General features: G+C 37.9%; 23 protein-coding genes, 1 tRNA gene and 1 riboswitch. Of the genes, 9 read left to right on the top strand and 15 right to left on the bottom strand.

Going from position 1 to position 25,800, the window contains the following annotated elements; all coding sequences use genetic code 11:
• The first annotated feature begins 302 nt into the window (after window positions 1–302).
• The 3 genes from efeO to AC4BHA_RS15905 are packed head-to-tail and all read left to right on the top strand — an operon-like array spanning window position 303 to window position 4,149.
• Window positions 303–1,187: an iron uptake system protein EfeO gene (gene efeO, locus AC4BHA_RS15895; RefSeq protein ID WP_175354246.1), complete on the top strand. Its 885-nt coding sequence runs from the start codon at window positions 303–305 to the stop codon at window positions 1,185–1,187.
• Between the two features lie 27 nt (window positions 1,188–1,214).
• A complete protein-coding gene (efeB, locus tag AC4BHA_RS15900) occupies window positions 1,215–2,447 on the top strand; it encodes an iron uptake transporter deferrochelatase/peroxidase subunit (protein WP_066102869.1) in 1,233 nt (410 codons plus the stop codon).
• Window positions 2,422–4,149, top strand: coding sequence for an FTR1 family iron permease (locus AC4BHA_RS15905; RefSeq protein ID WP_148631174.1), 1,728 nt, complete (start codon window positions 2,422–2,424; stop codon window positions 4,147–4,149). Before efeB ends, AC4BHA_RS15905 begins: the two co-directional genes overlap by 26 nt.
• Before the next feature lie 82 nt (window positions 4,150–4,231).
• Here the strand turns inward: AC4BHA_RS15905 and yhbH are convergent, their stop codons facing one another.
• From yhbH to queG, 7 genes are all read right to left on the bottom strand, one after another.
• Complete coding sequence (gene yhbH / locus AC4BHA_RS15910; protein ID WP_066102758.1) at window positions 4,232–5,395, bottom strand: sporulation protein YhbH; 1,164 nt, start codon at window positions 5,393–5,395, stop codon at window positions 4,232–4,234.
• A gap of 500 nt (window positions 5,396–5,895) precedes the next feature.
• Entirely contained in the window at window positions 5,896–6,090 is a 195-nt protein-coding gene (locus AC4BHA_RS15915) for a hypothetical protein (RefSeq protein ID WP_066102759.1), read from the bottom strand.
• Between the two features lie 309 nt (window positions 6,091–6,399).
• The gene (locus tag AC4BHA_RS15920) at window positions 6,400–8,295 is read right to left on the bottom strand and encodes a PrkA family serine protein kinase (RefSeq protein WP_066102762.1); all 1,896 of its coding nucleotides are present in this window, start codon (window positions 8,293–8,295) and stop codon (window positions 6,400–6,402) included.
• Between the two features lie 706 nt (window positions 8,296–9,001).
• Entirely contained in the window at window positions 9,002–9,739 is a 738-nt protein-coding gene (gene nfsA, locus AC4BHA_RS15925; protein ID WP_066102767.1) for an oxygen-insensitive NADPH nitroreductase, read from the bottom strand.
• 107 nt (window positions 9,740–9,846) lie between these two features.
• Window positions 9,847–10,323 carry a tRNA (uridine(34)/cytosine(34)/5-carboxymethylaminomethyluridine(34)-2'-O)-methyltransferase TrmL gene (gene trmL / locus AC4BHA_RS15930; protein WP_066102772.1) on the bottom strand — a complete coding sequence of 159 codons (477 nt, stop codon included), beginning with the start codon at window positions 10,321–10,323 and terminating at the stop codon, window positions 9,847–9,849.
• A gap of 72 nt (window positions 10,324–10,395) precedes the next feature.
• Window positions 10,396–11,262, bottom strand: a complete 867-nt coding sequence (locus AC4BHA_RS15935; RefSeq protein ID WP_490558906.1) for an amidase domain-containing protein — start codon at window positions 11,260–11,262, stop codon at window positions 10,396–10,398.
• Window positions 11,263–11,333: 71 nt separating this feature from the next.
• Window positions 11,334–12,473 carry a tRNA epoxyqueuosine(34) reductase QueG gene (gene queG / locus AC4BHA_RS15940; RefSeq protein WP_490558907.1) on the bottom strand — a complete coding sequence of 380 codons (1,140 nt, stop codon included), beginning with the start codon at window positions 12,471–12,473 and terminating at the stop codon, window positions 11,334–11,336.
• 82 nt (window positions 12,474–12,555) lie between these two features.
• Here queG and AC4BHA_RS15945 point away from each other — a divergent pair, with 82 nt between their 5' ends.
• Window positions 12,556–13,245, top strand: coding sequence for a B3/B4 domain-containing protein (locus tag AC4BHA_RS15945; RefSeq protein WP_140462311.1), 690 nt, complete (start codon window positions 12,556–12,558; stop codon window positions 13,243–13,245).
• A gap of 57 nt (window positions 13,246–13,302) precedes the next feature.
• Here the strand turns inward: AC4BHA_RS15945 and AC4BHA_RS15950 are convergent.
• Together AC4BHA_RS15950 and AC4BHA_RS15955 are read right to left on the bottom strand one after the other, a co-directional pair.
• Window positions 13,303–13,373, bottom strand: a tRNA-Gly gene (locus tag AC4BHA_RS15950).
• A gap of 121 nt (window positions 13,374–13,494) precedes the next feature.
• The gene (locus tag AC4BHA_RS15955) at window positions 13,495–14,280 is read right to left on the bottom strand and encodes a glycosyltransferase family 2 protein (RefSeq protein WP_077247997.1); all 786 of its coding nucleotides are present in this window, start codon (window positions 14,278–14,280) and stop codon (window positions 13,495–13,497) included.
• Between the two features lie 218 nt (window positions 14,281–14,498).
• Between AC4BHA_RS15955 and AC4BHA_RS15960 the strand changes: the two genes are divergently transcribed.
• Window positions 14,499–14,762: a hypothetical protein gene (locus AC4BHA_RS15960; protein ID WP_066102780.1), complete on the top strand. Its 264-nt coding sequence runs from the start codon at window positions 14,499–14,501 to the stop codon at window positions 14,760–14,762.
• Between the two features lie 492 nt (window positions 14,763–15,254).
• On the opposite strand, the gene AC4BHA_RS15965 is transcribed toward AC4BHA_RS15960, so the two are convergent.
• From AC4BHA_RS15965 to AC4BHA_RS15990, 6 genes are all read right to left on the bottom strand, one after another.
• Window positions 15,255–16,835, bottom strand: a complete 1,581-nt coding sequence (locus tag AC4BHA_RS15965; protein ID WP_490558908.1) for a Na+/H+ antiporter NhaC family protein — start codon at window positions 16,833–16,835, stop codon at window positions 15,255–15,257.
• Window positions 16,836–16,981: 146 nt separating this feature from the next.
• A riboswitch (Lysine riboswitch) is annotated at window positions 16,982–17,162 on the bottom strand.
• Between the two features lie 243 nt (window positions 17,163–17,405).
• Complete coding sequence (locus tag AC4BHA_RS15970; protein ID WP_490558909.1) at window positions 17,406–18,113, bottom strand: ABC transporter ATP-binding protein; 708 nt, start codon at window positions 18,111–18,113, stop codon at window positions 17,406–17,408.
• The gene (locus AC4BHA_RS15975; RefSeq protein WP_066102791.1) at window positions 18,113–18,892 is read right to left on the bottom strand and encodes an ABC transporter ATP-binding protein; all 780 of its coding nucleotides are present in this window, start codon (window positions 18,890–18,892) and stop codon (window positions 18,113–18,115) included. Before AC4BHA_RS15975 ends, AC4BHA_RS15970 begins: the two co-directional genes overlap by 1 nt.
• Entirely contained in the window at window positions 18,867–19,835 is a 969-nt protein-coding gene (locus tag AC4BHA_RS15980) for a branched-chain amino acid ABC transporter permease (RefSeq protein WP_066102793.1), read from the bottom strand. The genes AC4BHA_RS15975 and AC4BHA_RS15980 overlap by 26 nt, the downstream gene beginning before the upstream one ends.
• A 13-nt stretch (window positions 19,836–19,848) precedes the next feature.
• Window positions 19,849–20,727 (bottom strand): branched-chain amino acid ABC transporter permease, encoded by an 879-nt coding sequence (locus AC4BHA_RS15985; protein ID WP_066102795.1) that lies wholly within the window; start codon window positions 20,725–20,727, stop codon window positions 19,849–19,851.
• A 71-nt stretch (window positions 20,728–20,798) separates the two neighbouring features.
• On the bottom strand, window positions 20,799–21,974 hold the full coding sequence (locus AC4BHA_RS15990) for an ABC transporter substrate-binding protein (protein WP_066102797.1): 1,176 nt from the start codon (window positions 21,972–21,974) through the stop codon (window positions 20,799–20,801).
• Between the two features lie 268 nt (window positions 21,975–22,242).
• Here AC4BHA_RS15990 and AC4BHA_RS15995 point away from each other — a divergent pair, with 268 nt between their 5' ends.
• The 4 genes from AC4BHA_RS15995 to AC4BHA_RS16010 all read left to right on the top strand — a co-directional run bounded on the left by AC4BHA_RS15995 (window position 22,243) and on the right by AC4BHA_RS16010 (window position 25,603).
• Window positions 22,243–22,389: a hypothetical protein gene (locus tag AC4BHA_RS15995; protein ID WP_490558910.1), complete on the top strand. Its 147-nt coding sequence runs from the start codon at window positions 22,243–22,245 to the stop codon at window positions 22,387–22,389.
• A gap of 417 nt (window positions 22,390–22,806) precedes the next feature.
• Window positions 22,807–23,700, top strand: coding sequence for a MerR family transcriptional regulator (locus tag AC4BHA_RS16000; RefSeq protein ID WP_140462308.1), 894 nt, complete (start codon window positions 22,807–22,809; stop codon window positions 23,698–23,700).
• Between the two features lie 153 nt (window positions 23,701–23,853).
• Window positions 23,854–24,921 carry an ABC transporter permease gene (locus AC4BHA_RS16005; RefSeq protein WP_140462307.1) on the top strand — a complete coding sequence of 356 codons (1,068 nt, stop codon included), beginning with the start codon at window positions 23,854–23,856 and terminating at the stop codon, window positions 24,919–24,921.
• 4 nt (window positions 24,922–24,925) lie between these two features.
• Window positions 24,926–25,603: an ABC transporter ATP-binding protein gene (locus tag AC4BHA_RS16010; RefSeq protein ID WP_066102807.1), complete on the top strand. Its 678-nt coding sequence runs from the start codon at window positions 24,926–24,928 to the stop codon at window positions 25,601–25,603.
• The last annotated feature ends 197 nt before the right edge of the window (window positions 25,604–25,800 follow it).

Consider the following 25,800-nt stretch of genomic DNA (forward strand, 5'->3'; position numbering starts at 1 on the left):
TTTGTCGAAAATATTTTTATGACATGTATAAAGTCCTATTTTTAAACTTTGAATTGACAATTGATAATGATTATCAATATCATATAGTTTGTATACTAGCAGATAATGACAATCATCCTTATTCTCCTACTTATCTATCACATTTAATTTTTGAATAGATAAAAAAGTATTATTAATAACTCGGTCTAATCAATCTAATATGTATATCAATTATTCATTACTTCAAAAATTGGCTGGGTAGGACACTAAGAAGGATTTTATTATCTCTACAATAACAATTTCTAGAGAGAAGGTTACAAATTATGAAATTTAAGTCTATAAAATTCAATATGATGTCAGCAGCTGTTTTATCAGCCTCCCTACTATTAGCTGGATGCGGTACAGAAGAAGAAACAGCTTCCACTGCAACACCGGCAGACCAAACAACATCGACTAAAACAACTGTTGCCGACTTGAAAACCGAAACGGATACTTATAAAACATTCGCTTTGGAACAAATGGATTCTTTTCTAGTCGAAACTGAAAAATTTGTTACTACGTTCCTGGATGGAGATATCGAAACCGCGAAAGCATTATATCCTGAAGCGCGCATGTTTTTTGAACGCTCTGAGCCAATCGCGGAAAGCTTCGGTGACTTAGATCCACGCATTGATGGCCGTCTGGCTGATATCCAGGAAGAAGGCAAAGGCGAAGAAGAATGGACTGGCTACCATAAACTTGAGTATGCATTATGGATTGAAAACACAACTAAGGGTTATGAAGAAGTCGCGAATCAATTATTAGCTGATACAAAGGAATTGCATGCATTAGTACAAACAGTCGAAGTAGAACCGGATTTAATGATTACTGGTGCTGTTGATTTATTGAACGAAGTATCCACTTCAAAAATTACAGGTGAAGAAGAAATTTACTCACATACAGACCTTTATGACTTTAAAGCAAATATTGAAGGGGCAGAAAAAATCTTCGAGATTTTACATGATAAAATCGAAGCAAAAGATGAAGCCTTGGTCACTACACTAGAAGAGAAATTCGCTAAGCTCGATGAATTATTATCAAAATATGAAACAGCTGATGGCGGCTATGTATCATACAATGAATTGACGAAAAAAGATACAAATGCATTAGCCACAGCCGTCAATCAACTAGGTGAACCATTGAGCCAAATGGGGATCATTTTAGAATAAGGGTGAGTATCGTTGTCTACTAACAAAATGACAAGACGCGAGATGTTGAAATTAACTAGCATCGGAGCAACAGGAATGGTTATCGGTGCAAGCGGATTGGGTTCCACGATGAATGCTTTAGGCTATGAGTTGCAACCTTCCTTGGATGATAACCAGTCTGTAAAAAACAAAATTGCATTTTATGGACGCCATCAATCCGGTATCACAAGCCCTTTACAAGGCCATATATACTTTGCCGCATTGGACGTTTTAGTAGAATCAAAAGAGGAATTGCGCCAATTATTTAAATTGTGGACATCTCTTACTGTTCGGTTAATGAATGGTGAACAAATCGTCGAACCTTCCACTAACGGTCACATCCCTCCCACTGATACTGGTGAAGCGATGGGAATCGATGCTTCTAACTTAACTATAACGTTTGGGGTTGGTCCTTCTCTATTCGATAATAAAAATCTTAACATTCAGCATTTAAGGCCGAAAGAATTGATGGATTTGCCGCATTTCCCAAAAGATCAATTAGATGAAGCATACAATGGCGGAGATATTTGCATACAAGCATGTGCCAATGATCCTCAAATAGCATTTCACGCCGTACGGAATTTGGTTCGTGCGGCAAACGGGAAGGTCAGAAGCAAATGGTCTCAATCTGGTTTTAATGCCATTCCACGCGATGGAAGTACACCGCGCAACTTATTTGCATTTAAAGATGGTACGGTTAATCCTGCCAAAAACAGTGAATATAATGATTCTGTATGGATTCAATCCGGTGAATCGAAAAGTTGGCTGGTAAATGGAACATATTTGGTTTATCGTCGCATTCAAATGCATTTGGAAACATGGGATCGGACCAGCTTACATCAGCAGGAGGCAACATTTGGCCGCTATCGTGAAAGCGGAGCGGCATTCGGTAAGAAAGATGAATTTGACGATTTTAATGAATTAGAGAAAGATGCAAATGGCAACTACATTGTTCCGGAAACATCCCATGTCCATCTTGCACGATTAGCAAAGCAAAAGATTCTCCGCCGTTCTTTTTCTTATTCTTCAGGCATTATGTCAAACACCGGGGCTTATGATGCTGGCTTACTGTTTATCTCGTTCCAAAAACATCCGCAACAATTTATCGACATTCAAAATAGTTTAGGCCGTAACGATAAATTAAATGAATATATTACACATCGAGGCAGCGCCATTTTTGCCTGCTTCCCTGGTGTTGAAAAAGGGAGTTATTTAGGTGAAGCGCTTTTTACAAATTTGTAGTTTTCTAGTTTGTATGCTTGTAGCTTTGCCAGCTTTAGCTGCAACATCCTACAGCTCTTTTTACATATCAATTAGTGATGCATTAATTAATGCAAAGCAAGGAAATGACGAACAAACCCAAAAAGCTATAGATAAGTTTGCAGAAAATTGGGCATCGGTGACTTCCGAACAGAAGGAAGCAAAAAGAGCTGTTGATGATGCACTAAACGCGGTACTTGAATCTTCAACACAAGAAGAACGGGTTAAGACAATCATGCAGCTATCAACAACTCTTTCTCAATTAGAAAAACTTGAAAATCCAGTTGATGAGGAAGCAGAACGGAAAGAGTTTGAAACGAAGTATACACCTTTTATGAGGCAATTTGAAGAAGCATTAGCCACGGACGACTATGAAAAGATTCTACCAGCATACAATGTTCTTAATGGAAAATGGAATCAATACGAACAGCCTGTACGTGATCAAAGTGTAGGTATGTATGGACAAATTGAAACACAGTTAGCTTTTATCCGCATCACATTGGCAAGCGAAGACCCAGACTTACCCCTTGTAGCAAGTCAATATGCAGCGTTTAAAGCGTCCATTGAACAATTTTTGGCAGGTGAAGATATTGCTGTTGAAGAAGGAAGTTACTCACTCCAAACGTTAATTAATCATATTGATGATGCCTTGCAGGCAATTGATATGGAAAAGTTTGACGAGGCCAGTGATGCTTTGACAGAATTCATTATTGTTTGGCCGAACATTGAAATGGAGGTTTCTACCCGCAACAGTTCCTTATATACAAACTTGGAAAGTGATTTACCAATTCTGGTCAGTGAATTAACGAAGGATACTATAGATACAGATTCGATCACTAACCAATTATCTAATTTCAAAACAGAAATCCAATTATTGCAGGAAGATAGCGATTATACTTTTTGGGATTCTGCATTGATCTTATTACGTGAAGGTTTGGAAGCACTTCTTATTATTATGGTACTCGTATCATTCCTGAAGAAATCGAATCAGGAGCACATGGCTCGATGGATTTATATGGGTGCTCTTTTAGGGGTCCTTGTATCTGCAGTAGCCGCTGTGGCATTATCGTTCATCTTTAATTCATTGACCGTTAATACGAGCCGCGAAATCTTGGAGGGCTATGTCGGACTAATTGCCGCTGCCATGATGATTGGGGTCGGGGGATGGCTTCATAACAAATCTAATGTTGCATCCTGGAACTCTTATTTATCGAAGCAAATGGGACAGGCCATCTCAAAACAATCTGTGTTTGCCATGGCTACTGTATCGTTTTTATCTGTTTTCCGTGAAGGAGCGGAAACTATTATTTTTTACGTGGGTATTGCCCCCAACATGCCGATGTTTGATTTTACCCTCGGTATTATCATTGCATTAGCCATTCTGGCTCTTGTTGCCTTTATATTATTCAAAATGAGTGTACGAATCCAAGTGCATAAATTTTTCTTTGTAGCCACCATTTTCATCTATGTATTGGCATTTAAAATCATCGGTTCAAGCATTCATACATTACAGCTCACCAATATATTGCCGACGACCGTCATTCACCAATTACCCGTGTTCAATCAAATTGGTTTTTATCCAACAGTTGAAACCATGGCCGGTCAACTCATTTTGATCCTTATTTATGTGACAATAGCAATTTATAATAAAACAAAAAATAGTAATACCAAGAAGTCCAGTTAAATCAGAAGACGCTAGAGGATAAATACCCTAGCGTCTTTATACTAAGCAATTTAATTATTTACTCCTTAAAGAGAAACATACTTTAATGAATCATACTTTCTGGTTTAAAGAATGACTGCAAAGCATGAAAGACATCTGCCTTTTGCTTCAATATATAGTGTTGAAACTTTTCATCTTTAATATTTTTATATGCGGACATTAATGTGGAATTACGATTGTATTGATTAACTTCACCATACCCAAACATATTAGATACTTCCATCAATTCTTCCACAAGTTTTATGCAACGAGGATTATCTGAAGTTAAGTTATCACCATCCGAAAAATGAAAAGGATAAATATTATAGCGTTCCATCGGATACTTTTGTTCAATTATTTCTAATGCTTTCCGATAGGCTGATGAACAAATCGTCCCACCGCTTTCACCTTTAGAAAAGAAATCCTCTTCGTCTACCACCTTTGCTTCTGTATGATGAGCAATAAATTCGATGTCAACTGTTTCATATTTCGTTCTCAAGAAACGTGTCATCCAAAAGAAAAAGCTACGTGCCATATATTTTTCCCAAAGCCCCATACTTCCAGAAGTATCCATCATAGCCAAAACGACTGCTTTAGATTCTGGCTTCACAACTGAATTCCATGTTTTAAACTTAAGATCATCTTGATAAATAGGTGTAAATCCAGGATTGCCACCCAGTGCATTTCTTTTAAATGCACTAATCATCGTTCGCTTCTTATCCACATTTCCCATTAAACCTGTTTTACGAATATCATTGAATTCGTAATGCTCAATGGTATGATCTCCCTGTTCCTTTTCTTTTAAGTTCGGTAATTCCAATTTTGCAAATAAGGCTTCCTCTATTTCCAATAAAGAAACTTCAGACTCAACATAATCCTCTCCTGCCTGATCTCCAGCTTCTCCTCCTTTTCCTGGCGCCTTTTGTCCACTTCCATCTCTTGCTACTACATCTCCAACCTGGGAATCTCCATCTCCCTGACCAACATGCTTGTTTTTATCATAATTATAACGAATCTTATATTCATCAAGAGAGCGTATCGGGATTTTCACAACATTCTTTCCATTGGACATAATAATGCTTTCCTCTGTTATTAGATCAGGTAGATTATTACGTATCGCTTCCTGTACTTTCTCCTGATGTCTTTGCTGATCATCAAAACCTTTTCGATGGAGGGCCCAATCTTCCTTTGAAATGGCGAACTGATGGCTATTGTTCTTATCCGACATCGTTTTTCCCCCTCCTATAACACATTTATCATAATACTCTAGATGTTAAATAGTCTTTTTTAGAATTTAATGTTTGATTACTCTATCCTATGCGTAAACTACAATTTATTGCCAAAATATTCTTAAAATAAGACAAAGTTTTGCTTATCCCCTTGTCATTTGGAATTATAGAATCTATAACCATCCTTATTACTGAGAATAGTTTAGTAAGTATTAACATTAAGGTTCAGATAAAGCCATTGAGAGTTATTAAAAGGGAAATTACTATCCTGAATATTATGGAGAAGTGCTAAATATGGAAGCTGAACGCAAAGAGTAATTTATCTTAAAAATTGACCAAGTATCCAGATTCCCTTCACCTCTATGTACCGAACCAACGATTTGGTGTTAGGCTATATATCTAATCAAAAGAAAAAAACGCTTAGTAATCTCCCCTACTGTCAAACAGAATATACAATGGGAGATGCCATTTACCAAGCGTTTTGTAAAACTACTACTATTTATTTATTTTCTGCCTCTTCTTCCTCATGTTGAACAGGATCAGGCTGCTTATTATATTCTTTGGATAATTCTTTATTTGTCCTTAGGTGCTCCATCTGTTTTCCAAGGTTCTTCATTTCTTCAAGATCCGGTGCCATCGAGCCATTTTCAGCAAGACTTTCAGCGATTGTATCTGCCTTTTCGTCTTTTTTCATCACTATCACCTCATAAGACCTATTCCCATCCTATCAACCCAATAAACATTTTTTCCCATTTTAAAGCCATAGAGAATACTTAGACTGAGCCTTCGTTCAGCCGTTTTAACTTTGTATCCGGCCAATCTTAGCCTTTTCCAGCCGATTCTCCTCATAATCCGGCCAAACTAGTCTTTTATCCAGCCGATACCCCCGATATTTCAGCTAACCTAAGATAGGTGCCCTCATTAATCTTCAGAAAGCAACCTAAAAAGAACTATCTACAAGTCGAATACCTCGACATGTAAGATAGCTCTCCTTCGTCAATACTTATCTGTTCAACAAGCTGCCTACATAACGCAGAAGCTCATTTGCCGAGGTAGAATTATATCCATGTTCATCTATTAATCTGGCAACTACCTCGTTTACTTTCTTCAATTGACTTTCATCTGGAGTTTTAGAGGAGGTTGTAATTTTAACGACATCCTTCAAGTCAGCGAACAGTTTCTTCTGTATTGCTTCCCGTAAACGGTCATGAGAATTATAATCGAATCGCTTTCCTTTACGGGCATATGCAGAAATTCGAATTAAGATTTCTTCCCTAAACGCTTTCTTAGCATTCTCAGAAATTCCGATTTGCTCTTCAATAGATCGCATTAATTTTTCATCAGGATTGATTTCCTCACCTGTTAGGACATCACGAAGTTTTGACTTATTGCAGAATGCCTCCACATTATCCAAATAATTATTCATCAAGGTTTTGGCTGATTCCTCATAGGAATAAACGAATGCCTTCTGTACTTCCTTCTTCGCGATATCATCATATTCTTTTCGTGCAAGTGAGATATAATTCATATACCGTTCTTTCAACTCGGCTGTAATTGAAGCATGCTGATCCAATCCTTCTTTTAGGGAACGCAATACATCCAGTGCATTAATGGAAGGTGTTTCTTTTCTAATAATAGTTGAAGATATTCGGTTAATGACATAACGCGGATCGATGCCGCCCATCCCTTCATCCGAATGTTCCTTCTTCAATTCTTCTACATCTGCAGAATTAAAGCCTTCCACGTTTTCTCCATCATATAGCCTCATTTTCTTAACAAGATCAATATCGCCTTTTTTTGGATCTTTTAATCTGCTAAGAGTAGTAAACATGGCTGCAACCCTTAAAGTATGCGGAGCAATATGAACATTCGATACATCACTGTCATGAATCATTTTTTCATAGATTTTTTCTTCCTCGGATACTTTCAGGTTATAAGGGACTGGCATTACGATAATCCTAGAATGCAGGGCTTCATTCTTTTTATTGGAAATAAAGGAGCGATATTCCGTTTCATTCGTGTGCGCTATAATTAATTCATCGGCACTAATCAACGCAAATCGGCCAGCTTTAAAATTACCCTCCTGAGTCAAAGAAAGCAGGTGCCACAGGAATTTTTCATCACACTTCAGCATCTCCTGGAATTCCATCATCCCGCGGTTCGCTTTGTTTAATTCACCATCAAATCGATAGGCGCGCGGATCGGACTCAGACCCATACGTAGCAATCGTAGAAAAGTCGATGCTTCCAGTTAAATCTGCAATGTCCTGTGATTTCGGATCAGATGGACTAAATGTCCCTACTCCAATCCGCTTATCTTCTGAGAGGAATATCCTTTCTACCAGCATATCTTCAATACGGCCACCATATTCCTGTTCCAACCTCATCAAATTTAGAGGTGAAAGATTACCTTCAATCCTGATTCCATACTCCTCAAAGAAATCATTACGTAAATGTGCCGGTATTAAATGCAATGGATCTTCATGCATCGGGCAACCCTTTATCGCATAAATCGCTCCCCGATCCGTCCGTGAATATCGTTCTAATCCGCGTTTCAAAAGCGTTACTAAGGTCGATTTACCACCACTCACAGGCCCCATTAGTAGCAAAATACGTTTTCGCACATCTAATCGTTTAGCAGCTGGATGAAAATATTCCTCTACAAGGCGCTCAAGTGACTCCTCGAGGCCAAATAATTCATCTTTAAAAAAGCTGTATTTTTTCTTCCCATCAACAATTTCTACACCTGCATCCTTAATCATGTTGTAAACCCTGGAATGAGCTGATTGAGCTACTAAGGGTGTTTTCTTTAATAATTGCAAATAATCACCGAATGTCCCTTCCCACTTCAGCTTTTCCTCTTCTTCTCTAAATTGTTCTATTTTTTTAATGATATCCATTCAGTATTAATCCTCCCCTAGCTGTGATTCAGCTGCTACTAATACTGTATGCACGTATATAGGCAAACATGTGTAAGCCCCTTAAGAATCCATAATGAATTACCATTTTATAATTTTCTAAAATATTCTTAGTGGAGAAAAAATTAACTTATATGGTATACTTTTTCCAAAGCATTCATACAAGGAGGATCATCCAATGAAACTTGCCATTATTATTGCCGTATCCCTAGCATTCCTCGCAGCCATCTTCACCGGCGGCTACAATGATAAAACTAACTAAAAAGCTGAAGGGCCTTGATCAGCCGCGACAAGCATAAGATGAGGTGCGTAGGGAGAGCGCTTTTATCTCCCGTAGCAGCCACACTTATGTCTCGAGCGGCTAGGCCCTGAAGCTAGATTAACTAAAAAGCTAAGACGGCTATATTAAGGAACGAAGACTAAATACGCCACGTCCTGTGGCAACGTCTTCATGACCTACATCGTGTAGGCCCGCGAGGAGCATAAGACAGGGGCTCGGAAGGAGGTGTTCTTCCTCCTGCAGAGACCATGCTTATGTCCTGAGCTTCTAGCCGTCGAAGCTGGATTAACTAAAAAGCTGAAACGACTGCATTAAGGAACAAAGACTAAAATAATCATGTCCCATAGCAACAAAACACAAAATACCCTTCACTTTGAGATAAAAGTGAGGGGTATTTTGTGTTTTTATTTATTTGAGCGCAAAGTGTTTAGATTTAACAAAATCCATCATAAATTCACGTTGTTTACTAGTTAACATACCAACGACTTGCTCTGTCCATCTATCTTTTCTCAATCCGTTTGTACGCTCATTATAGTAAGCAGAGATAATTTCGTTGTATTCTTCGAGTTCTGCTTGCTTGTCCTCGTATTCATTCTCATGAAAGACTGCTTTCAGCGGTAAGCGCGGTTTAAGATCAGATTCATGATCTGGATAGCCAATAGCCATTCCAAAGAGTGGAATAACACGATCAGGCAATTTTAAAAGCTCAGATACCTTTTCGATATTGTTCCGTATACCACCGATGTAACAAATACCAAGATCCATAGACTCAGCTGCAATAGCAGCATTTTGTGCAGCCAAGGCTGTATCAATTAACGCAATCATGAATGTTTCCATGCTTTCCAGATTGTGATCCATATTCATACCTTCCATATCAGCAGCCAACTTATGGCGATGATAATCGGCGCAAAACATTAGAAAATATCCATTGTGTTCAACATACGATTGTCCACCTGCCAGCTCCGCTAATTGTGTCTTCTTACTTTGATCACTGACCCCAATGATTGAATAAGCTTGAACAAAACTCGATGTGGATGCAGACTGGGCTGCACTTATAATTGTTTCAACCTGCTCCCTTGAGAGAGATTTTTCTTTAAATTTACGAATCGATCGGTGATTATTTAATAGGTTAATCGTTTCATTCACTGGACTCAGCTCCTTTATAACGTAGTACAAATATAACAAATTATAGAAGTGTTATCTAAAATTTTGTTTAACTCTTTATAAAACAAAAACTTCTCTAGAAAGAGAAGTTATGTCAAATGAATATAATTTTGTTGGCGTAAAGCTTCATAGATAACAATTGCTGCTGTATTCGATAAATTAAGCGAACGAACATGAGTATCATTCATAGGTAAACGCAATCCTCTTTCAGGATGTTCCTCTAATAAATGCTTTGGCAGACCTGTCGTTTCTCGGCCGAAGATAAAGTAGTAATCTTTATTGGTATCTTCATATGAGATATCACTATGATAATTCTTCGCGAATTTTGTGATATAAAAGAACTCCCCACCACTGTTCTTTTCAAAAAAATCTTCAATTGAATCATAATAAATAATAGTTACATGCTCCCAATAATCAAGGCCGGCACGCTTTAAAGCTTTATCGTCAGTGGAAAAGCCCAAAGGACGGATTAAATGCAGGGTTGTATCTGTAGCTGCACATGTACGGGCAATATTCCCCGTATTTGCCGGGATTAATGGTTGGTATAAAACAATATGTAAAGACACTTTTCCTCACCTCTGGTTAGTATAAGCAGCCTTCATTATAACACTATTTCTCTTTTTCCAAAAATGGAAGACCTAATTCGTTATTATATGAAAATATTTATATTGGATATTAGGCGTATAGGCAGTAGAATCTTCATAATTCCAGTATCTCATACGGCTGTTCGTTGTATGAGCATTCACCAAAGGGTAGCCATATTCATCCTTTCCGGTCACAATCGTATTATGATTAAACCTGCCATCCCCTTCAAAATCATAACAAATAATATCTCCAATCATTAATTGGGAAGGATTCTTTACTTCCTTCGTCCAAGAAGCTGCCTTTAACATGAGCATAAAAGCATGTGCCACTGTCCAACTAAAGCTCCAATTGCTTTTTCCTTCTATCCACCACCCCTTTGAACGATTAGGTTTACCCCACATCGGTATACCACCGGCATATAAACATTGAGATATAAAATTCGTACAATCATCGGTGAATTGTGGATAGGTGGGATTAAAGGGATTCCACCATCTCTCGGCGTATTGAACCGCCTTTAACCGATTATAGGCAATCTTGGCACGCGAGGAAGTAAGATCTAAACTCCTCAGGAGGTCTTGTTCCATTATTTGAGGCTTAACATTTAATTTCTGATCTATCAAGAGTTTAGTTTCTTTAAAGGAAGCTTTACGAAGCTCCACATGTTCTTCCATGTAAAATTGTGTCCCTTGCTTCATTACAAGCTTCCAATGAGTCTCATATATAGCATCGACGACATCTTCCCGCTCCTTGATTTTTTTCACATGCCCTTTTGCCATGACCTTCACTATTTCTCCATTGCGTTTACGCATGCCTTCCTGCTTCTTCAATAAGGTTTCCATATTATCTGTCTTATTTGAGGATGTATTCTCTTTGAGTTTTTGTATCCTCTCCTCGACCAGTTTTTGCAGTTTCTCTTTCATCCATTCATCCACTCCTTCTCTAAAAAGTATGATGAATGACTAAAATACATACAAAAAACCGGAGTAAAAAGCTACTCCGGTAACATAAGACGTTCTAAGGCATTATTTATTTCAGCCACTACCATCTGATCGGTCTCTTCTTTTAAACAATCCTTTAATACAGCCATTGCTTCCTCGGTACCTATTTTTCCAAGCGCCCATGCTGCTGTACCTCTGATAACAGGCCTAGGATCCTTTTGCAGCAATTCTTTAATTGAAGCAACACTTTCTGAATCCTTAAAATGTGCCAATGCGATAATCGCATTTCTTTGAATGGGCATCTTCCCACGCCAAGAACCTGAAACACTGCCAAACTTATCTTTAAACTGGCGGTTGCTCAAGCTTAAAAGGGAGACCAGCTGAGGTTTTGCCAACTCAGGATCAGACTCACATTCAGGGTGATTATGAAAATCTATACGGCGATTATAAGGACATGATGTCTGACAGGAATCACATCCATATACTCTGTTACCCATTTTATCTCTGAATTCATAAGGAATCATATCCTTCGTTTGAGTCAGAAAGGATATACATCTCTTTGCATTAATCTGTCCTCCTTGAACCAACGCACCGGTAGGACAGGCATCCAAACATTTTGTACATGTTCCGCACAAATCCTCCATTGGAGTATCCGGAGGAAATGGAATGCTTGTAATCATTTCGCCAAGGTACATATATGAACCAAATTCTTCGTTTAAAATCGAACAATTTTTGCCGCTCCAGCCTATACCAGCCCGCTCTGCTACGGCCCGATCAACCAGCTCACCTGTATCTACCATAGAGGATAAATAAGAATTCGGCATGCGCTCTAAAATAAAAGCTTCAAGCTTCTTCAGGCGATCTTTCACCACATAGTGATAATCTTGCCCCCAAGAAGAGCGGCTAAAAATGCCACGTCTATCCCCCACTTTACTTTTAGGTGCATCTTTGAGTTTAGATGGATAAGCTACAGCAATAGCTATAATAGATTGTGCTTCTGGCATTAGCCTTCTTGGATTAGTCCTCTTATCTAAATCTGGCTCTTCAAAACCCGATGCAAAATTGAGGTTCTGTTGATCAATCAGTCGTTTCTTTAAAACCTGGAAAGGATCAGCTGATGTAAATCCAATTTGATCAATCCCTATTGTCTTGCTATATTCGATAAGCTCATCTTTGAGTATTTGAAAATCCATCTTAGCCTCTCCTTTCTCTGGAAAATGAATAACTTTTATATGTATGGTAAACTATATCCAATCATTTTGGAGGTGTAAATTTATGCAAATTCATGTAGATCGCCAGCTATTCGCAAAGGCCGGCGATGTAAAAATCGGTATTATCCGCTATCAAGGAATTGTTGCTGATGCCATTCCCCCGATGCTAGTAGGACGCCTTCAGCTCTATATTGAACATTTACATACTGAACTAGAGAGTAAATCCTTGAATGCATACGAAGGGATTGTATCATGGAGGAAAGTATTTAAACAAACTGGAAGTGATCCATCTCGTTACCGTCCCTCAGTAGAATCCTTACTTAGACGCGTCAAAAAAGAAGCATACACGCCGTCAGGCAACTCAGCGATTGCTCTCAATAATTTTTTCTCCCTGCAATATACTTGTCCATTAGGAATATATGATTTATCAGCTGTGAAAGGTGATGTAGAATTTCGAATTGGTGTTGCTGAGGATACCTATGAGGGATTAAATGGCCGTGTAAATAAATCGGAGGGTATTATAGGTTCTTTTGATCAAATAGGCCCTTTTGGTAGCCCGTATGTTGATTCTGTACGCACAAGTGTGGATGACCATACTTCAGATGCACTGCATATCATTTATTTTTATCCCGAAATCACCATTGAACAAGCACAGCAAATGATGGGCGCGATATCCAAGATGTTCATTCAAGTCCATGGAGGGGAATCTGCCATCCATCTACTGAGCCAAGAATGCAATACTATCAAAATATAAAAAACGCAATGCTTCGTACTCCTAAGTTACGAAACACTGCGTTGTTAACAATTCAAGAGCGGGTGAAGGGAATCGAACCCTCATCATCAGCTTGGAAGGCTGAGGTTTTACCACTAAACTACACCCGCAAAGAAGATAAATATTATACTAGCAGAAAGTTCACCTGATTTCAACCTTTTTTCGACAAAAATCGCATTTTTTTATTTACTTAAAAAGTGACGCCCTTATTTAGTAGGCGTCACTTTTCCCTTATTCTTTTAAGCTTCGATTTCTTTTCGCCTCGTGTTTTGCATAATTTACAAAACAGAAAGCAGATTCAAAAACACCTAATTTCTCTACTTGGCGATATAACGACCAGATTCTTGATGCCGTTTGGTAATTGTTTTTTTCCAAAACATCATTGCTTTTTCTAAGATAAACATAGACATTTTTTAGTCTCTTCGCTTTAAATCCTCTTTTCAATATAGAAAGCCAAAGGGCGAAGTCTTCAGGAATATCTCGGTTATGTACTAATTGAATTTTCCCAACCTTATATTTATCAATCATGACAGTCGAGCAGCCAATAGCTGTTGTATCTCTTAACAAATCTTGATATGTAAGATGAACCGGCATCTCAATAACAGGTTCATATGCTTGGTTCTCCTCATCAATAAACTGATAATCAGTGTAACTAAATGCCAAGTTATGCGCTTCCATGAATTCAAGCTGCTTTTCCAATTTATTCGGTGCCCATAAATCTTTGCTGTTTAGAAAGGCAATATAATGTCCTTTGGCTGCCTGAATAGCCATGTTTCTGGCTTTGCCCGGACCGACATTTTCCTGCAGGGTAATTAATTTAATTCTGGAATCATCCATTAGATACTCTTTTATCATATCCTTGCTATTGTCAGTCGAAGCATCATCAACAATAATTAATTCCCAGTTTTCATAGGTTTGTTTTTTAACTGATTCTATGGTTTGACGAATAAAAACCTTTGAATTATAGCTTGGCATGATAATAGATACCAATGACCTAAATGGAATACTGCTTCTCACGATTCCTCACCCTCCTGATAAAATTTATCCTAAAAGTTATAAAACTCTCCGAATAGTAAATTATTATATAAATATAATAATATTTATCCGTTTTATTCATGTATTAAACACTTCAGATGGGTTTTTCAGACTCTATCCAGACTTTATACATGTCCTATTTACTGAAATAACCAACATGGATTATAATGGAAATACAAGGTGCTTAAGGGTGTGTTTAAATGAAAACTATTATTCAATCATTGGTTGTTTCATTTGTGATTCATATAATCTATATTGGTGGATCCCTAATCGTAGGCTATATAACTATAAAGACTTATAAACCCGATATTAAAGATGAATGGGAAAATGTAAAAATGCTACAAAGTGAAGTGGCTTTTGGAACAGTTGGTTCTCCTTTGTTTTTTCTAATTACCTTCATCGCCGTTGCCTTGATATGCGGAATAATCATTACTACTATTAGGAAATTTGTGCGGATAAAATAAATCAATTCTTTACATGATAGTGAAAGGGGGAAACCCACAATTATCATGGGAGCTTTTTCAATTTTTTATCTTAGCTAATTTTTTACAAAGAAGAGAGTATAAAAATGAACCTTATTAAATATTTAGGTATACAATGTCTACTAATTGGCATGATTATCCTGACTAATTTTTATTTAGACAGTTATATTAGTAAGCCATTTACTTACACGGATTTACTAGCAATAATAATTGGAATTTCTATACTAATCCTTACTTTACATCTTTCTGATAAGTTAAAAAAACGTCTGAAATCTATTTCTTTATTTTATAAAATATCCCTTTCCATATTAGCCATTTTTATTGCAATTATTTATATAGGTCTTATAACAGGAGAAATACAATTTTAACCCTTTTCAACAAAAATTTAAGTAGAGCATTTTATGGTTCAAACATCACATTATTAGTTAAAGAGACAAAAAGAAAAGGATGGCCGGTATCCAGCCATCCTATCTATTAATGAATAATACTGTTTTCTAATTGCTCCTGCTTTTTGGGCTTAGATACCCATACAAAAGATGCCAGCAAGATAATGACCGTGATTAATCCCATCGGCGTACTTCCTGTAAATCCAAGGACAATATACCCTACCATAGCTATACCCGCACTGATTAAAGCATATGGGATTTGCGTCATCACGTGATCAATATGATTCGCACAGGCACCAGTAGAAGAAAGAATGGTTGTATCAGAAATCGGTGAGCAATGGTCACCAAATACCGCACCAGCCAATACAGCCGCCATTGCCGGCAATATCATCGAAATATCTGTTGCTGCCGTGATTTCTCCTGCAATCGGGAGCAGTATACCAAATGATCCCCATGAGGTACCCGTAGCAAATGTCATCAATCCGGCTATTAAAAATAAAAGTAATGGCAGAAAGGATACATTTAAGTTTAAATCCTGTACAAGTCCAGCCAAATACTGGCCCGTTCCAAGCCTGCCGATTAAATCAACGATTGTCCAGGCAAATAATAAAATATAAACCGCTGGCAGCATGGAGCCGATTCCGTGTTTTACTCCTACTGTGAAAACCTTTAAAGAAATTCCATGCAAAATAAAAACTTGTCGTAAAAACATAATAAACGTTACAATAATTCCGATTGTACCACCCAGAACCAATGATTTAGTGACATTAGTATTTTCAAAAATGGTGAGAAGTGTTGCATGTCCAGAAACTGCCTGATAACCTGTCCAAAGCATCGCAGCCGCTGTACCTACAATAAGAGTTACAATGGGGATTACCAAATCTCCAACCCTTCCAGTTGTACTTCTCGGTAAATCTTCTTTTAATTCACCTGGAACTGTCTTGGATGGATTATAAAGAATACCTTCTTTTACCGCTCTATCCTCATGTACTTTCATCGAACCAATATTCCAATTTCGATAGATCACAATGAACACCATTGCCAACGCCGCAATCGCATAAAAATTCATTGGAATCATTTGAATGAACGCTGATAAGGAACTGTATTCTGTCACCCCATGAGTGATGAAAATTCCTCCAATCAGTGCAATAATATAAGCCCCCCAACTGGATACTGGCATGATTACACAGATGGGAGCTGAGGTAGAATCAATCAAATAGGCAAGCTTCGCTCTCTGTATTTGATGTCTATCTGTAATCGGACGTGATACTTGACCAACCGCCAGAGCATTAAAATAATCATCAATAAAGATGAGTATTCCAAGCAAGGCAGCTACCAGCTGAGCCCCAACTCTTGTTTTAACATGCTTCATCGCCCATTCACCAAAAGCACGGCTCCCACCGGAAATGGAAATGAAAGCCGTAATGATGCCAAGGATGAGCAAGAATAAAATAATATATATATTGGATACATTCAGTGATCCATCTGATATAAAGATTCCTTTTACCGCATCCCATATAAGGATACACGTATTACTAATATTAAAATCAGTAAGCATTAAAGCTGATGCTACAATCCCCGCACCAAGTGAAAGCAAAACCTTCCTTGTTACAGCCACCATTAGAATTGCCAATAGTGGGGGAATAAGCGTATAAACTGTCGACTCCATTCCTTTTTTCCTCCTTCAAATAAATAAGGGGAACTCGCCGTGTATGCTGACCCTTGCGCTCTATCCTTTTATGAAAAAGAGAATAAAGAAGGGCTGCAATAGAGAAATATCTACTGCAGCCCATTATCAGCTTTTCTTTCTCCATCACGACCTGTAGCTCCTCATTATAAGAACCTCTTATAATGACAGTGTTGCTTTTATTTAAAACAACCCCAGCAAATTCATTTTTGACTAATCAACTTGCTTCGGCAGTTTCCCCTTTCGGCCATGCTCTCTGTTGTCATCCTCACATAGCTTACTCTTGAATCCTGCGCCTCTACCCCATCGGAATGATAAGGTACTATCTAATTGTTATTCTAATATAACAGATTACGTTCCTGTTCACAATGTGGAATAGATGTGTATTTTTTTACAATTATCTGATTAATTATTAGGATGAAGCCTGACTCAATTGCTTAACGAGTAACCCGATCGACAACATGTTAGGCTAATTAATCCAATCCTCTCGTTCCTGTAACCCACACAAAACTAAAACTCCCCTGTAAAAGTTTACAGAGGAGTGATTCACCTTTAATGTCCGCCAAGATAGGCCATCTTTACTTTTTCACTTGAGGTTAACTCATCTGCCGAACCCGAGAGGACGATTTTGCCGGTCTCCACTACATAGGCACGGTTGGCAATCGATAGTGCCAAATTAGCATTTTGTTCAACTAAAAGAATAGTTGTTCCCGCATTATTTATTTCTTCAATTATGAGGAAAATTGTTTTAACCAGTAGTGGAGCCAATCCCATGGAAGGTTCATCGAGTAAAAGCAATTTGGGCTTAGCCATTAATGCCCTTCCCATTGCGAGCATTTGTTGTTCTCCACCTGACAATGTTCCTGCCGGCTGTTTAAGACGTTCGTTCATCCTTGGAAAAAGATCAAATACCTTCTCCATATCCTCTTTAATCCCAGCTCGATCCCTACGTAAATAAGCACCAAGCTGTAAATTTTCTTCCACTGTCATATTGGCAAAAACCCGCCGTCCTTCTGGTACATGTGAGATTCCCTGCTTTACAATCACTTGAGCTGCTTTTCCACCTATGGATTTACCCTGATACATGATTTGACCCTGCTTCGGTTTAAGTAAACCTGAAACAGTTTTAAGTAGTGTACTTTTTCCAGCCCCATTTGCACCGATTAAGGTAACAATTTCCCCTTCGTCAATATGAAAAGAGACACCTTTTAATGCCTGAATATTTCCATAGTAAACGTTAATATCTTCAACCTTCAGCATCAGGAAACCTCCTCGCCAAGATAAGCCTCTATAACCTTAGGATTATTGCGGACTTCATCCGGTGTACCGTGTGCGATTAATTGTCCATGATCAAGTACATAAATACGTTCACATACCCCCATCACAAGCTGCATATCATGCTCAATCAAAAGTACAGTTAAATCAAATTTTTCACGTATTAAGCTGATTAACTCCATCAGCTGACTTGTTTCCTTCGGATTCATACCCGCTGCCGGTTCATCCAGCAGCAGTAACCGCGGACCCGTTGCTAGGGCTCTGGCTATTTCAAGTCTGCGTTGCATTCCATATGGAAGATTCTTGGCCTTTTCATCACGATAAGAATCCAGATTAAATATTTTCAGGAAATCTACAGCCTTTTGGTCCATTTCCAATTCTCCCGAAAAATGATTAGGCATTCGTATAATTGAACTGAGCATAGAATGTTTAGCCTGTGAATGATAAGCAACTTTGACATTATCTATGACAGATAAATCTCCAAACAAGCGAATATTTTGGAATGTCCTGCTAATTCCCTTTCTTGTAATTTTATAAGGCGGTAATTTGTTAAGCTTATCGTCGTTTAAATGAATGGTTCCTTCTGATGGTACGTACACACCAGTTAAAAGGTTGAAAAAGGTGGTTTTCCCTGCTCCATTCGGTCCTATTAAGCCGCACAGTTCACCGGGATACAGCTCCATAGATACATCTGCTACAGCCTTTAACCCTCCGAAATGAATTCCAATTTGGTCAACCTTAAGCAGTGGTTTGGTGGTTTGCATCCTTCATGCCTCCTTTTGTCTTCCTTTTGAAAAATGAGGTAATTTCCTTTGTACCCATCAATCCCTGCGGTCTGTACAGCATTGTCACAATTAGGATAATACTGTAAAGAATCATCCGCGTATCAGAATAATCTGATAGGAAGGAAGAAATTAATGTAAGGAGAATTGCTGCAATCACAGAACCTGACATACTGCCCAATCCCCCAAGCACGACGAATATTAAAATATCAAACGACCGAAGGAAACCAAAGGTTGACGGATTAATAATATAAAAGTTATGAGCATATAACCCACCGGCAATCCCAGCAAAAAAGGCACCAATGACAAAGGCAGCCACCTTATAATAGGTTGTGTTAATACCCATGGAATCAGCTGCTGTTTCATCTTCCCTCACAGATATACAAGCACGACCGTGAGTAGAATTAGTGAAATTCCGAATGACGATAATGGTCACTAGTAAGCAGGCAAAAACCCAAGGCCAGGTTGTCATTTGCGTGACCATCATCCCTCTTGCCCCACCAACGGAGTCCATATTAAGAAAAACAATACGAACTATTTCTCCAAACCCAAGAGTGGCAATCGCCAAATAATCTCCCTTTAAACGCAAGCTCGGGATCCCGATAAGCATGCCTACCAAGGCCGCTGCAATCCCTCCCATTAATAAGGCAGATAAGAATGAGACCTCTAGCATCATAGACATGACAGCAGAAGCATATGCCCCAATTGCCAGAAAGCCAGCATGTCCAATCGAGAACTGGCCCGTAATTCCAATAATTAGATGCAAACTAACTGCCAGAATAATATTAATTCCAATTGTCACAATAAGATTAGTATTAAAAGCATTTAAATATCCGCCTGAAATAAGAACCTGTACCACGATAAACAAGACGAATGAGAGTAAAATAGAGAGCCAAAAACCTTTAACCTTCTTAAGAATTGCCATCGCCATGTCTCCCTTACACTTTTTCTCTTCTGTTTTTTCCGAACAAGCCCTGCGGCATAAAAATTAATATCAAGATGAGGACAACAAATGCAGCTGCATCCCTCCATAAGGATAAACCGGAGGCACTTACCAACCCCTCTACTACACCAAGCAACAGACCGCCTACCATGGCACCTGGAATAATGCCAATCCCTCCAAGGACCGCGGCGACGAAAGCCTTAAGTCCCGGCATTACTCCCATTAATGGCTCTATTTTTGTATAGTAGGTCCCAAATATAACACCCGCTGCTCCCGCAAGTGCTGATCCGATTGCGAACGTAGCAGAAATTGTATTGTTTACGCTGATTCCCATTAATTTAGCAGCATCTGCATCAAATGAAACTGCACGCATCGCCCGGCCAATTTTAGTTTTATGAACAACAAATTGCAGAACGATCATCAAGAAGAGTGAAACACCCAAAATCATCAGCGATTGACTTTTTATCGTAACACCAAAGATATCTATTGAATCTGCTGGCAGAACATTATTTGGATATGCTTCAGGCTGCGCTCCCCTGATTTGGATCATCCCGTTTTCGATTAATAAGGAAACCCCAATGGCCGTAATGAGTGCCGCAATACGAGTCGCATTACGCAGAGGCTTGTACGCAATCCGTTCAATCAAAACTCCAAAGATAGCACAGGCAACCATGGCAAGAAGCAGTGCGGGAAAAAAAGATAATTCCATAAACGTAATCGCATAAAAGCCGATGAAGGCTCCAACCATAAATACATCGCCATGTGCAAAATTAATCAATTTTACAATTCCATACACCATCGTATAACCGAGCGCTATTAACGCGTAAATACTGCCAAGTGATATCCCATTTACAAGTTGCTGAATAAATTCCATAACCTTAGACTCCCCTCGGTCATTATTTCAAAAATAGGAAGCTTTATCACAAAGCTTCCTATTCCTCATTCTTATGGATTTACCTTTGTTTCAAAAACTTGCTCACCATTTTCATATTTTAAAATGGCCGCAGATTTAACCGGATTATGATTTTTATCCATCGTTAAATTCCCCGATACAAGCTGTAAATCTTTTGTTTCAGCAAGTGCATCTTTAATTTTTTCAGGTGTTGCGTCATCTCCTGCGCGTTTTATCGAATCTGCAATGAAGTAGGCTGTGTCATAACCAAGTGCTGCAAAGGCGTCCGGTGATTTATCTTTATATTTCTTTTTAAATGCCGATACAAAATCCTGGATTTTTTTGTCCGGATCTCCAGCAGAATAATGGTTCGTGATAAAGGTATTATTCAGCGCTTCCTTACCGGCAATTTCTAGTAACTTAGGAGAATCCCAACCGTCTCCTCCCATAACTGGAACTTCAATTCCTGACTCACGTGCTTGTTTTAAAATTAATCCAACTTCTTCATAGAATGCTGGAACAAAAACAAAGTCCGGATTTGCTTTTTTGATTCTTGTCAATGTTGATTGGAAATCGGTATCTTTTTGCAGGAATGCTTCTTCTGCTACAATTTGACCGCCTGCTTTTGTAAATGCATCTTTAAATGCTGCAGCTAGCCCCTTGGAATAGTCACTGGAGCTATCAATATAGATAGCAGCTGTTTTTGCATCTAATTCCTGCTGAGCAAAATTCGCTGCAACTGTTCCCTGGAACGGATCAATGAAACACGTTCTAAAAACATATTCATTAACCTTGCCATCCTTCGAAGTAATCGTTTCGTTCGTCCCTGTAGGTGTAATTAATGGAACTTTGTTATCATTGGCAACCTGGACCTGCGCCAATGTATTTGTACTTGTCGCCGCACCAATCATGACATCCACCTTATCCTGGCTGGCAAGCTTGATTGCTCCGGTCGTTGCTTCTGCTGCATCTGACTTGTTATCATATTTTACTATTTTCAGTTTTTTGCCACCGACACCTTCTTTGTTTATTTCTTCAAGTGCCAGATCCATCCCTTCCACAATGGATTGACCATAGGACGCCCCACCGCCAGTTAACTCAAGGTTGGCTCCAATTTTAATCGTATCTCCTTTTTCTCCGCCGCCTGATTTCTCTCCACCGCAGCCGGCCAAAACACCCATACCTAATGATAATGAAAGAATAATACCAGCTAGTTTCTTCTTTTTCATTACACATGCCCCCTATTTTTCTTATAGATAAAGATATGAAACGGTGATTTGATCGAAAGATTAAAATATTCTGAATATAGTTTAACCCCTACTGGAAAATATGTACATATATTTTTTTATTTTAAAATCTGCTAACTGTTATCCTATAAATTCACTTAAATCTATAGGGATAATCAGCAAAATATTAAATACGCTAGCTGGATAAAGATGTTTTCAGCTCAAGAATACAGGAATGAAAAATATAACCAACACGTTAGGAGGCGACAATATGACAGACAAAAATAACACTGAAGGATTACTAGAACTCGAAAGAAAAGTTCAAAACAGTCAGAAGAAGCCAGAAAACGCAATTGATAAAGGCCGTAAACCGGATCAACAAAATCGCCTAAAGAACCAAGAAACTAGACTGCCTTAAATTATATTAAAACTGAAGAAACCCAGTCTCTTGACTGGGTTCTCTTTTATGTATGAAATGCCTACTTTTTTTAATATTCCTTAAAATCATCCACAAATCATAATTTTCTTTTTAGAGTGCATATATTATTGGTAGTTCATCTCTTAAAAAAATGTTCAGGGATTATGTTATAAAGGAATGGCTGAACTATCTTTGTATGTTTTCTATTAATTTCAACACTACCTCTATTATAATATTGAATTACCTCAATCCATAACTCTTCCATTTAAAAAAACTACCCCACTAAAGTAACTCTTTTTTCCTAAACCTAACAAAATCCAAAACTAAATAGTAACCCAGGAATTGCATTCTTTTATAAACTTAATATACAGTTAAAATATAGAGAATTTATAGTACTTGTAAAAGAAAGGTTATTTTATGTATAAGATTAATGCTGTTTCTAAATTATTAGATATGCCAACTGTTACTATTCGATCATGGGAAACCCGTTATCATGCTATTACTCCGAAACGTACTGAATCGGGTCATAGAGTATATACAGAAGAAAATGTAAATGATTTAAAATGGCTCAAAAAACAGGTTCAGGATCATAAGATGAGCGTCAGCCAGGCAGTTCAGCTTCTGAAAATCCACAAAGGTGAAATTGAAAAGGAGCAATTAATCGACAACACGATTAATCATTCATTTGAAGCGCAAATTAATGAATTATTTGAAGCAACGCTACATTTTGATTCCGAGAGATGCAATCAGCTCTTTGATTTATATTTTTCTCAATTTCATTATAAAACGGTCTTTTATTCAATTGTCGTCCCACTTATGTATAAAGTTGGAGATGCTTGGGAAAAGGGAGAGTTGTCTGTTATTAAGGAGCATATGATCAGTAATATTGTGCTTCAGCGTGCCATTAATTTTTTTACGATTTTCCATTCATCCCCCATTCTACCCAAAGTGATTGCCATTTGTCCGGAAGGAGAGCATCATCAACTTGGATTAATCCTCTTTACTCTCTTTTTAAAAGAGCAGCATTATCCAGTCTATTATATAGGCGCCGATACACCACTTGATGGGTTGGATGAGTTGATTAAGGAAAAAGATATTGAGATAGTGGCCATTTCTATCTCCAGTGATGAACACGAACTGAAGGCCCAAAAATATATAGATATTCTTTATAAGCAAAATCCAAAGTTAAAATTCATCATCGGCGGTTTAGGAATTAAAGAAAGCAAAAAACAAGAACCTCGCTGGGATGTATCTCCGTTTGACAAAGACTGGCTGAACATCATGAGTCAGATTAATGATTATAAAAATTAAATACTTACTTCATGCCCCAATTCCTGTTGGGGCATTTTTCTTTTCATAATTAAATTTACCTCAAATTCAATTATTTGCTATTATTATATTTTTCTTATACATTATCTATATATTAATTATATTCTAAATACAAATAATGTGAGGATGGGGTACATGTTTTTAGCCTGGAATGAAATAAAGAATAATAAACTTCGCTTTTTATTAATTGTCGGTGTTTTAACACTCGTTTCCTACCTAGTATTCTTTTTATCCGGATTAGCTAATGGGCTTGAAAACCTAAATAAAGAAGCCGTTGATAAATGGGAGGCAGATGGAGTCATACTGACGGATGAATCAGATATAAATCTCCCGCAATCAACTTTGGCAATCGGCGATTTTGAGGGGGACGGTACAGATGAATACGCCATTTTGTCTCAAGTAAACTCCATCGCAAAAACAGATGATATAAAAACAAATGTCTCACTTTTCGGTATCAATGAAGATGAATTTATTATGCCTGATGTAAGTGAAGGGAAGGCTTTTAGTAAAATGGGTGATGTAATAGCCGATGATTCTCTCAAAGATGAAGGGTTTAAAATTGGCGATGAATTGAGCCTTTCTTCTACGGACATCACTCTTACGATTACCGGATTCACTGAGGATGCAAAATTTAATGCTGCACCAGTATTGTATGGATCACTGGAAACGATACAGGAAGTTCGTTTTGGTGATGCAGCAGAGCAAAAAGATGATCAAATTAATGGTTATGTCATTCGTACAGATAACTTAGAAAGCGTCGCTGTCGACGATTCACTTAGTGTGGTTTCAACACAAACATTTATTGAAAACATGCCCGGATATTCCGAACAAAACTTGACATTAACCTTTATGATCTATTTTCTATTTATCATATCTGCCGTCATCCTGGCGATATTCCTTTATGTATTAACCATTCAAAAAATCAGTATTTTCGGAGTTATGAAAGCACAGGGAATTTCCAACAGCTATTTGTCCAAATCAGTGATTGCCCAAACATTTATCCTATCCTTAGCAGGAGTTATTGTTGGTTTCACCCTAACTCTTATAACCGGATATTTCTTACCAGCAGCTGTTCCTGTTGCCTTTAACTATATGGATATGCTGATATACGCTGCTGTCCTGGTTATTGTATCTATACTTGGAGCGCTATTCTCTGTACAGACTATTGTCAAAATCGATCCTTTAGACGCGATAGGAGGTTAACATAATGGCATTACTTGAATTAAAAGAGGTCAACAAAGTTTTCATGTCCGGCCGTACAGAAATCGAAGCATTAAAAACTACTAACTTTTCGGCAGATTCAGGAGAATTAATTGCCGTTATCGGTCCTTCCGGTTCTGGAAAAAGTACTTTTCTAACCATTGCGGGCGGTCTTCAAGCACCAAGCAACGGTGAAGTGATTGTAAATGATCAAAACCTGACTAACCTAAAGGAAAAAGAACGAGCATCCATTCGTTTAAAAGAAATAGGCTTTGTTTTGCAAGCCTCTAACCTTGTACCCTTTCTTACAGTAAATCAGCAAATGCATTTACTTGATAAAGTAAAGAAGGATAATATGGATAATACTCAAATTCAAAGCCTTTACAGGGCACTTGGAATTGAGGATTTGCTTACCAGTTTCCCATCAGATTTATCGGGTGGTGAGCGCCAACGTGTTGCATTAGCAAAAGCATTATATACAGATCCTAGTATCATTCTTGCTGATGAACCAACCGCCTCCCTTGATTCTGACCGCGCCTTTGAGGTAATGGAAATGTTGAAAAATGCAACTACCAATCATGGTAAAACAACCATTGTGGTCACACACGATACAAGACTAATAGATTATTGTGATAAAGTTTATAAAATTATTGATGGAACGCTAAACCTCGAATCTCATAAATAAATAGCTTACCCTCTGTTTTAAAGAGCCTTTCTCTGTAAAGAAGAGAGGCTCTTTTCTCATTGCCCACGCTATTTTTATTATTCCCAAATTATAAATTTACTGTTTTTTCTAAAATATTAGATTGTTAACAAAAATGTTTAAGCTTGCTTGCTAAATTGGTATATAACACTACTAATTAATAAATGACATAAAGAAGG

The sequence above is a fragment of the Pradoshia sp. Z3_51 genome (assembly GCF_058215915.1).

Coding starts and splice junctions, on each gene's coding strand:
- efeO (WP_175354246.1), top strand. CDS start 303: ATGAAATTTAAGTCTATAAAATTCAATATGATGTCAGCAGCTGTTTTA.
- efeB (WP_066102869.1), top strand. CDS start 1,215: ATGACAAGACGCGAGATGTTGAAATTAACTAGCATCGGAGCAACAGGA.
- yhbH (WP_066102758.1), bottom strand. CDS start 5,395: ATGTCGGATAAGAACAATAGCCATCAGTTCGCCATTTCAAAGGAAGAT.
- AC4BHA_RS15915 (WP_066102759.1), bottom strand. CDS start 6,090: ATGAAAAAAGACGAAAAGGCAGATACAATCGCTGAAAGTCTTGCTGAA.
- AC4BHA_RS15920 (WP_066102762.1), bottom strand. CDS start 8,295: ATGGATATCATTAAAAAAATAGAACAATTTAGAGAAGAAGAGGAAAAG.
- AC4BHA_RS15935 (WP_490558906.1), bottom strand. CDS start 11,262: ATGAAAGAGAAACTGCAAAAACTGGTCGAGGAGAGGATACAAAAACTC.
- queG (WP_490558907.1), bottom strand. CDS start 12,473: ATGGATTTTCAAATACTCAAAGATGAGCTTATCGAATATAGCAAGACA.
- AC4BHA_RS15945 (WP_140462311.1), top strand. CDS start 12,556: ATGCAAATTCATGTAGATCGCCAGCTATTCGCAAAGGCCGGCGATGTA.
- AC4BHA_RS15960 (WP_066102780.1), top strand. CDS start 14,499: ATGAAAACTATTATTCAATCATTGGTTGTTTCATTTGTGATTCATATA.
- AC4BHA_RS15965 (WP_490558908.1), bottom strand. CDS start 16,835: ATGGAGTCGACAGTTTATACGCTTATTCCCCCACTATTGGCAATTCTA.
- AC4BHA_RS15970 (WP_490558909.1), bottom strand. CDS start 18,113: ATGCTGAAGGTTGAAGATATTAACGTTTACTATGGAAATATTCAGGCA.
- AC4BHA_RS15975 (WP_066102791.1), bottom strand. CDS start 18,892: ATGCAAACCACCAAACCACTGCTTAAGGTTGACCAAATTGGAATTCAT.
- AC4BHA_RS15980 (WP_066102793.1), bottom strand. CDS start 19,835: ATGGCAATTCTTAAGAAGGTTAAAGGTTTTTGGCTCTCTATTTTACTC.
- AC4BHA_RS15985 (WP_066102795.1), bottom strand. CDS start 20,727: ATGGAATTTATTCAGCAACTTGTAAATGGGATATCACTTGGCAGTATT.
- AC4BHA_RS15990 (WP_066102797.1), bottom strand. CDS start 21,974: ATGAAAAAGAAGAAACTAGCTGGTATTATTCTTTCATTATCATTAGGT.
- AC4BHA_RS15995 (WP_490558910.1), top strand. CDS start 22,243: ATGACAGACAAAAATAACACTGAAGGATTACTAGAACTCGAAAGAAAA.
- AC4BHA_RS16000 (WP_140462308.1), top strand. CDS start 22,807: ATGTATAAGATTAATGCTGTTTCTAAATTATTAGATATGCCAACTGTT.
- AC4BHA_RS16005 (WP_140462307.1), top strand. CDS start 23,854: ATGTTTTTAGCCTGGAATGAAATAAAGAATAATAAACTTCGCTTTTTA.
- AC4BHA_RS16010 (WP_066102807.1), top strand. CDS start 24,926: ATGGCATTACTTGAATTAAAAGAGGTCAACAAAGTTTTCATGTCCGGC.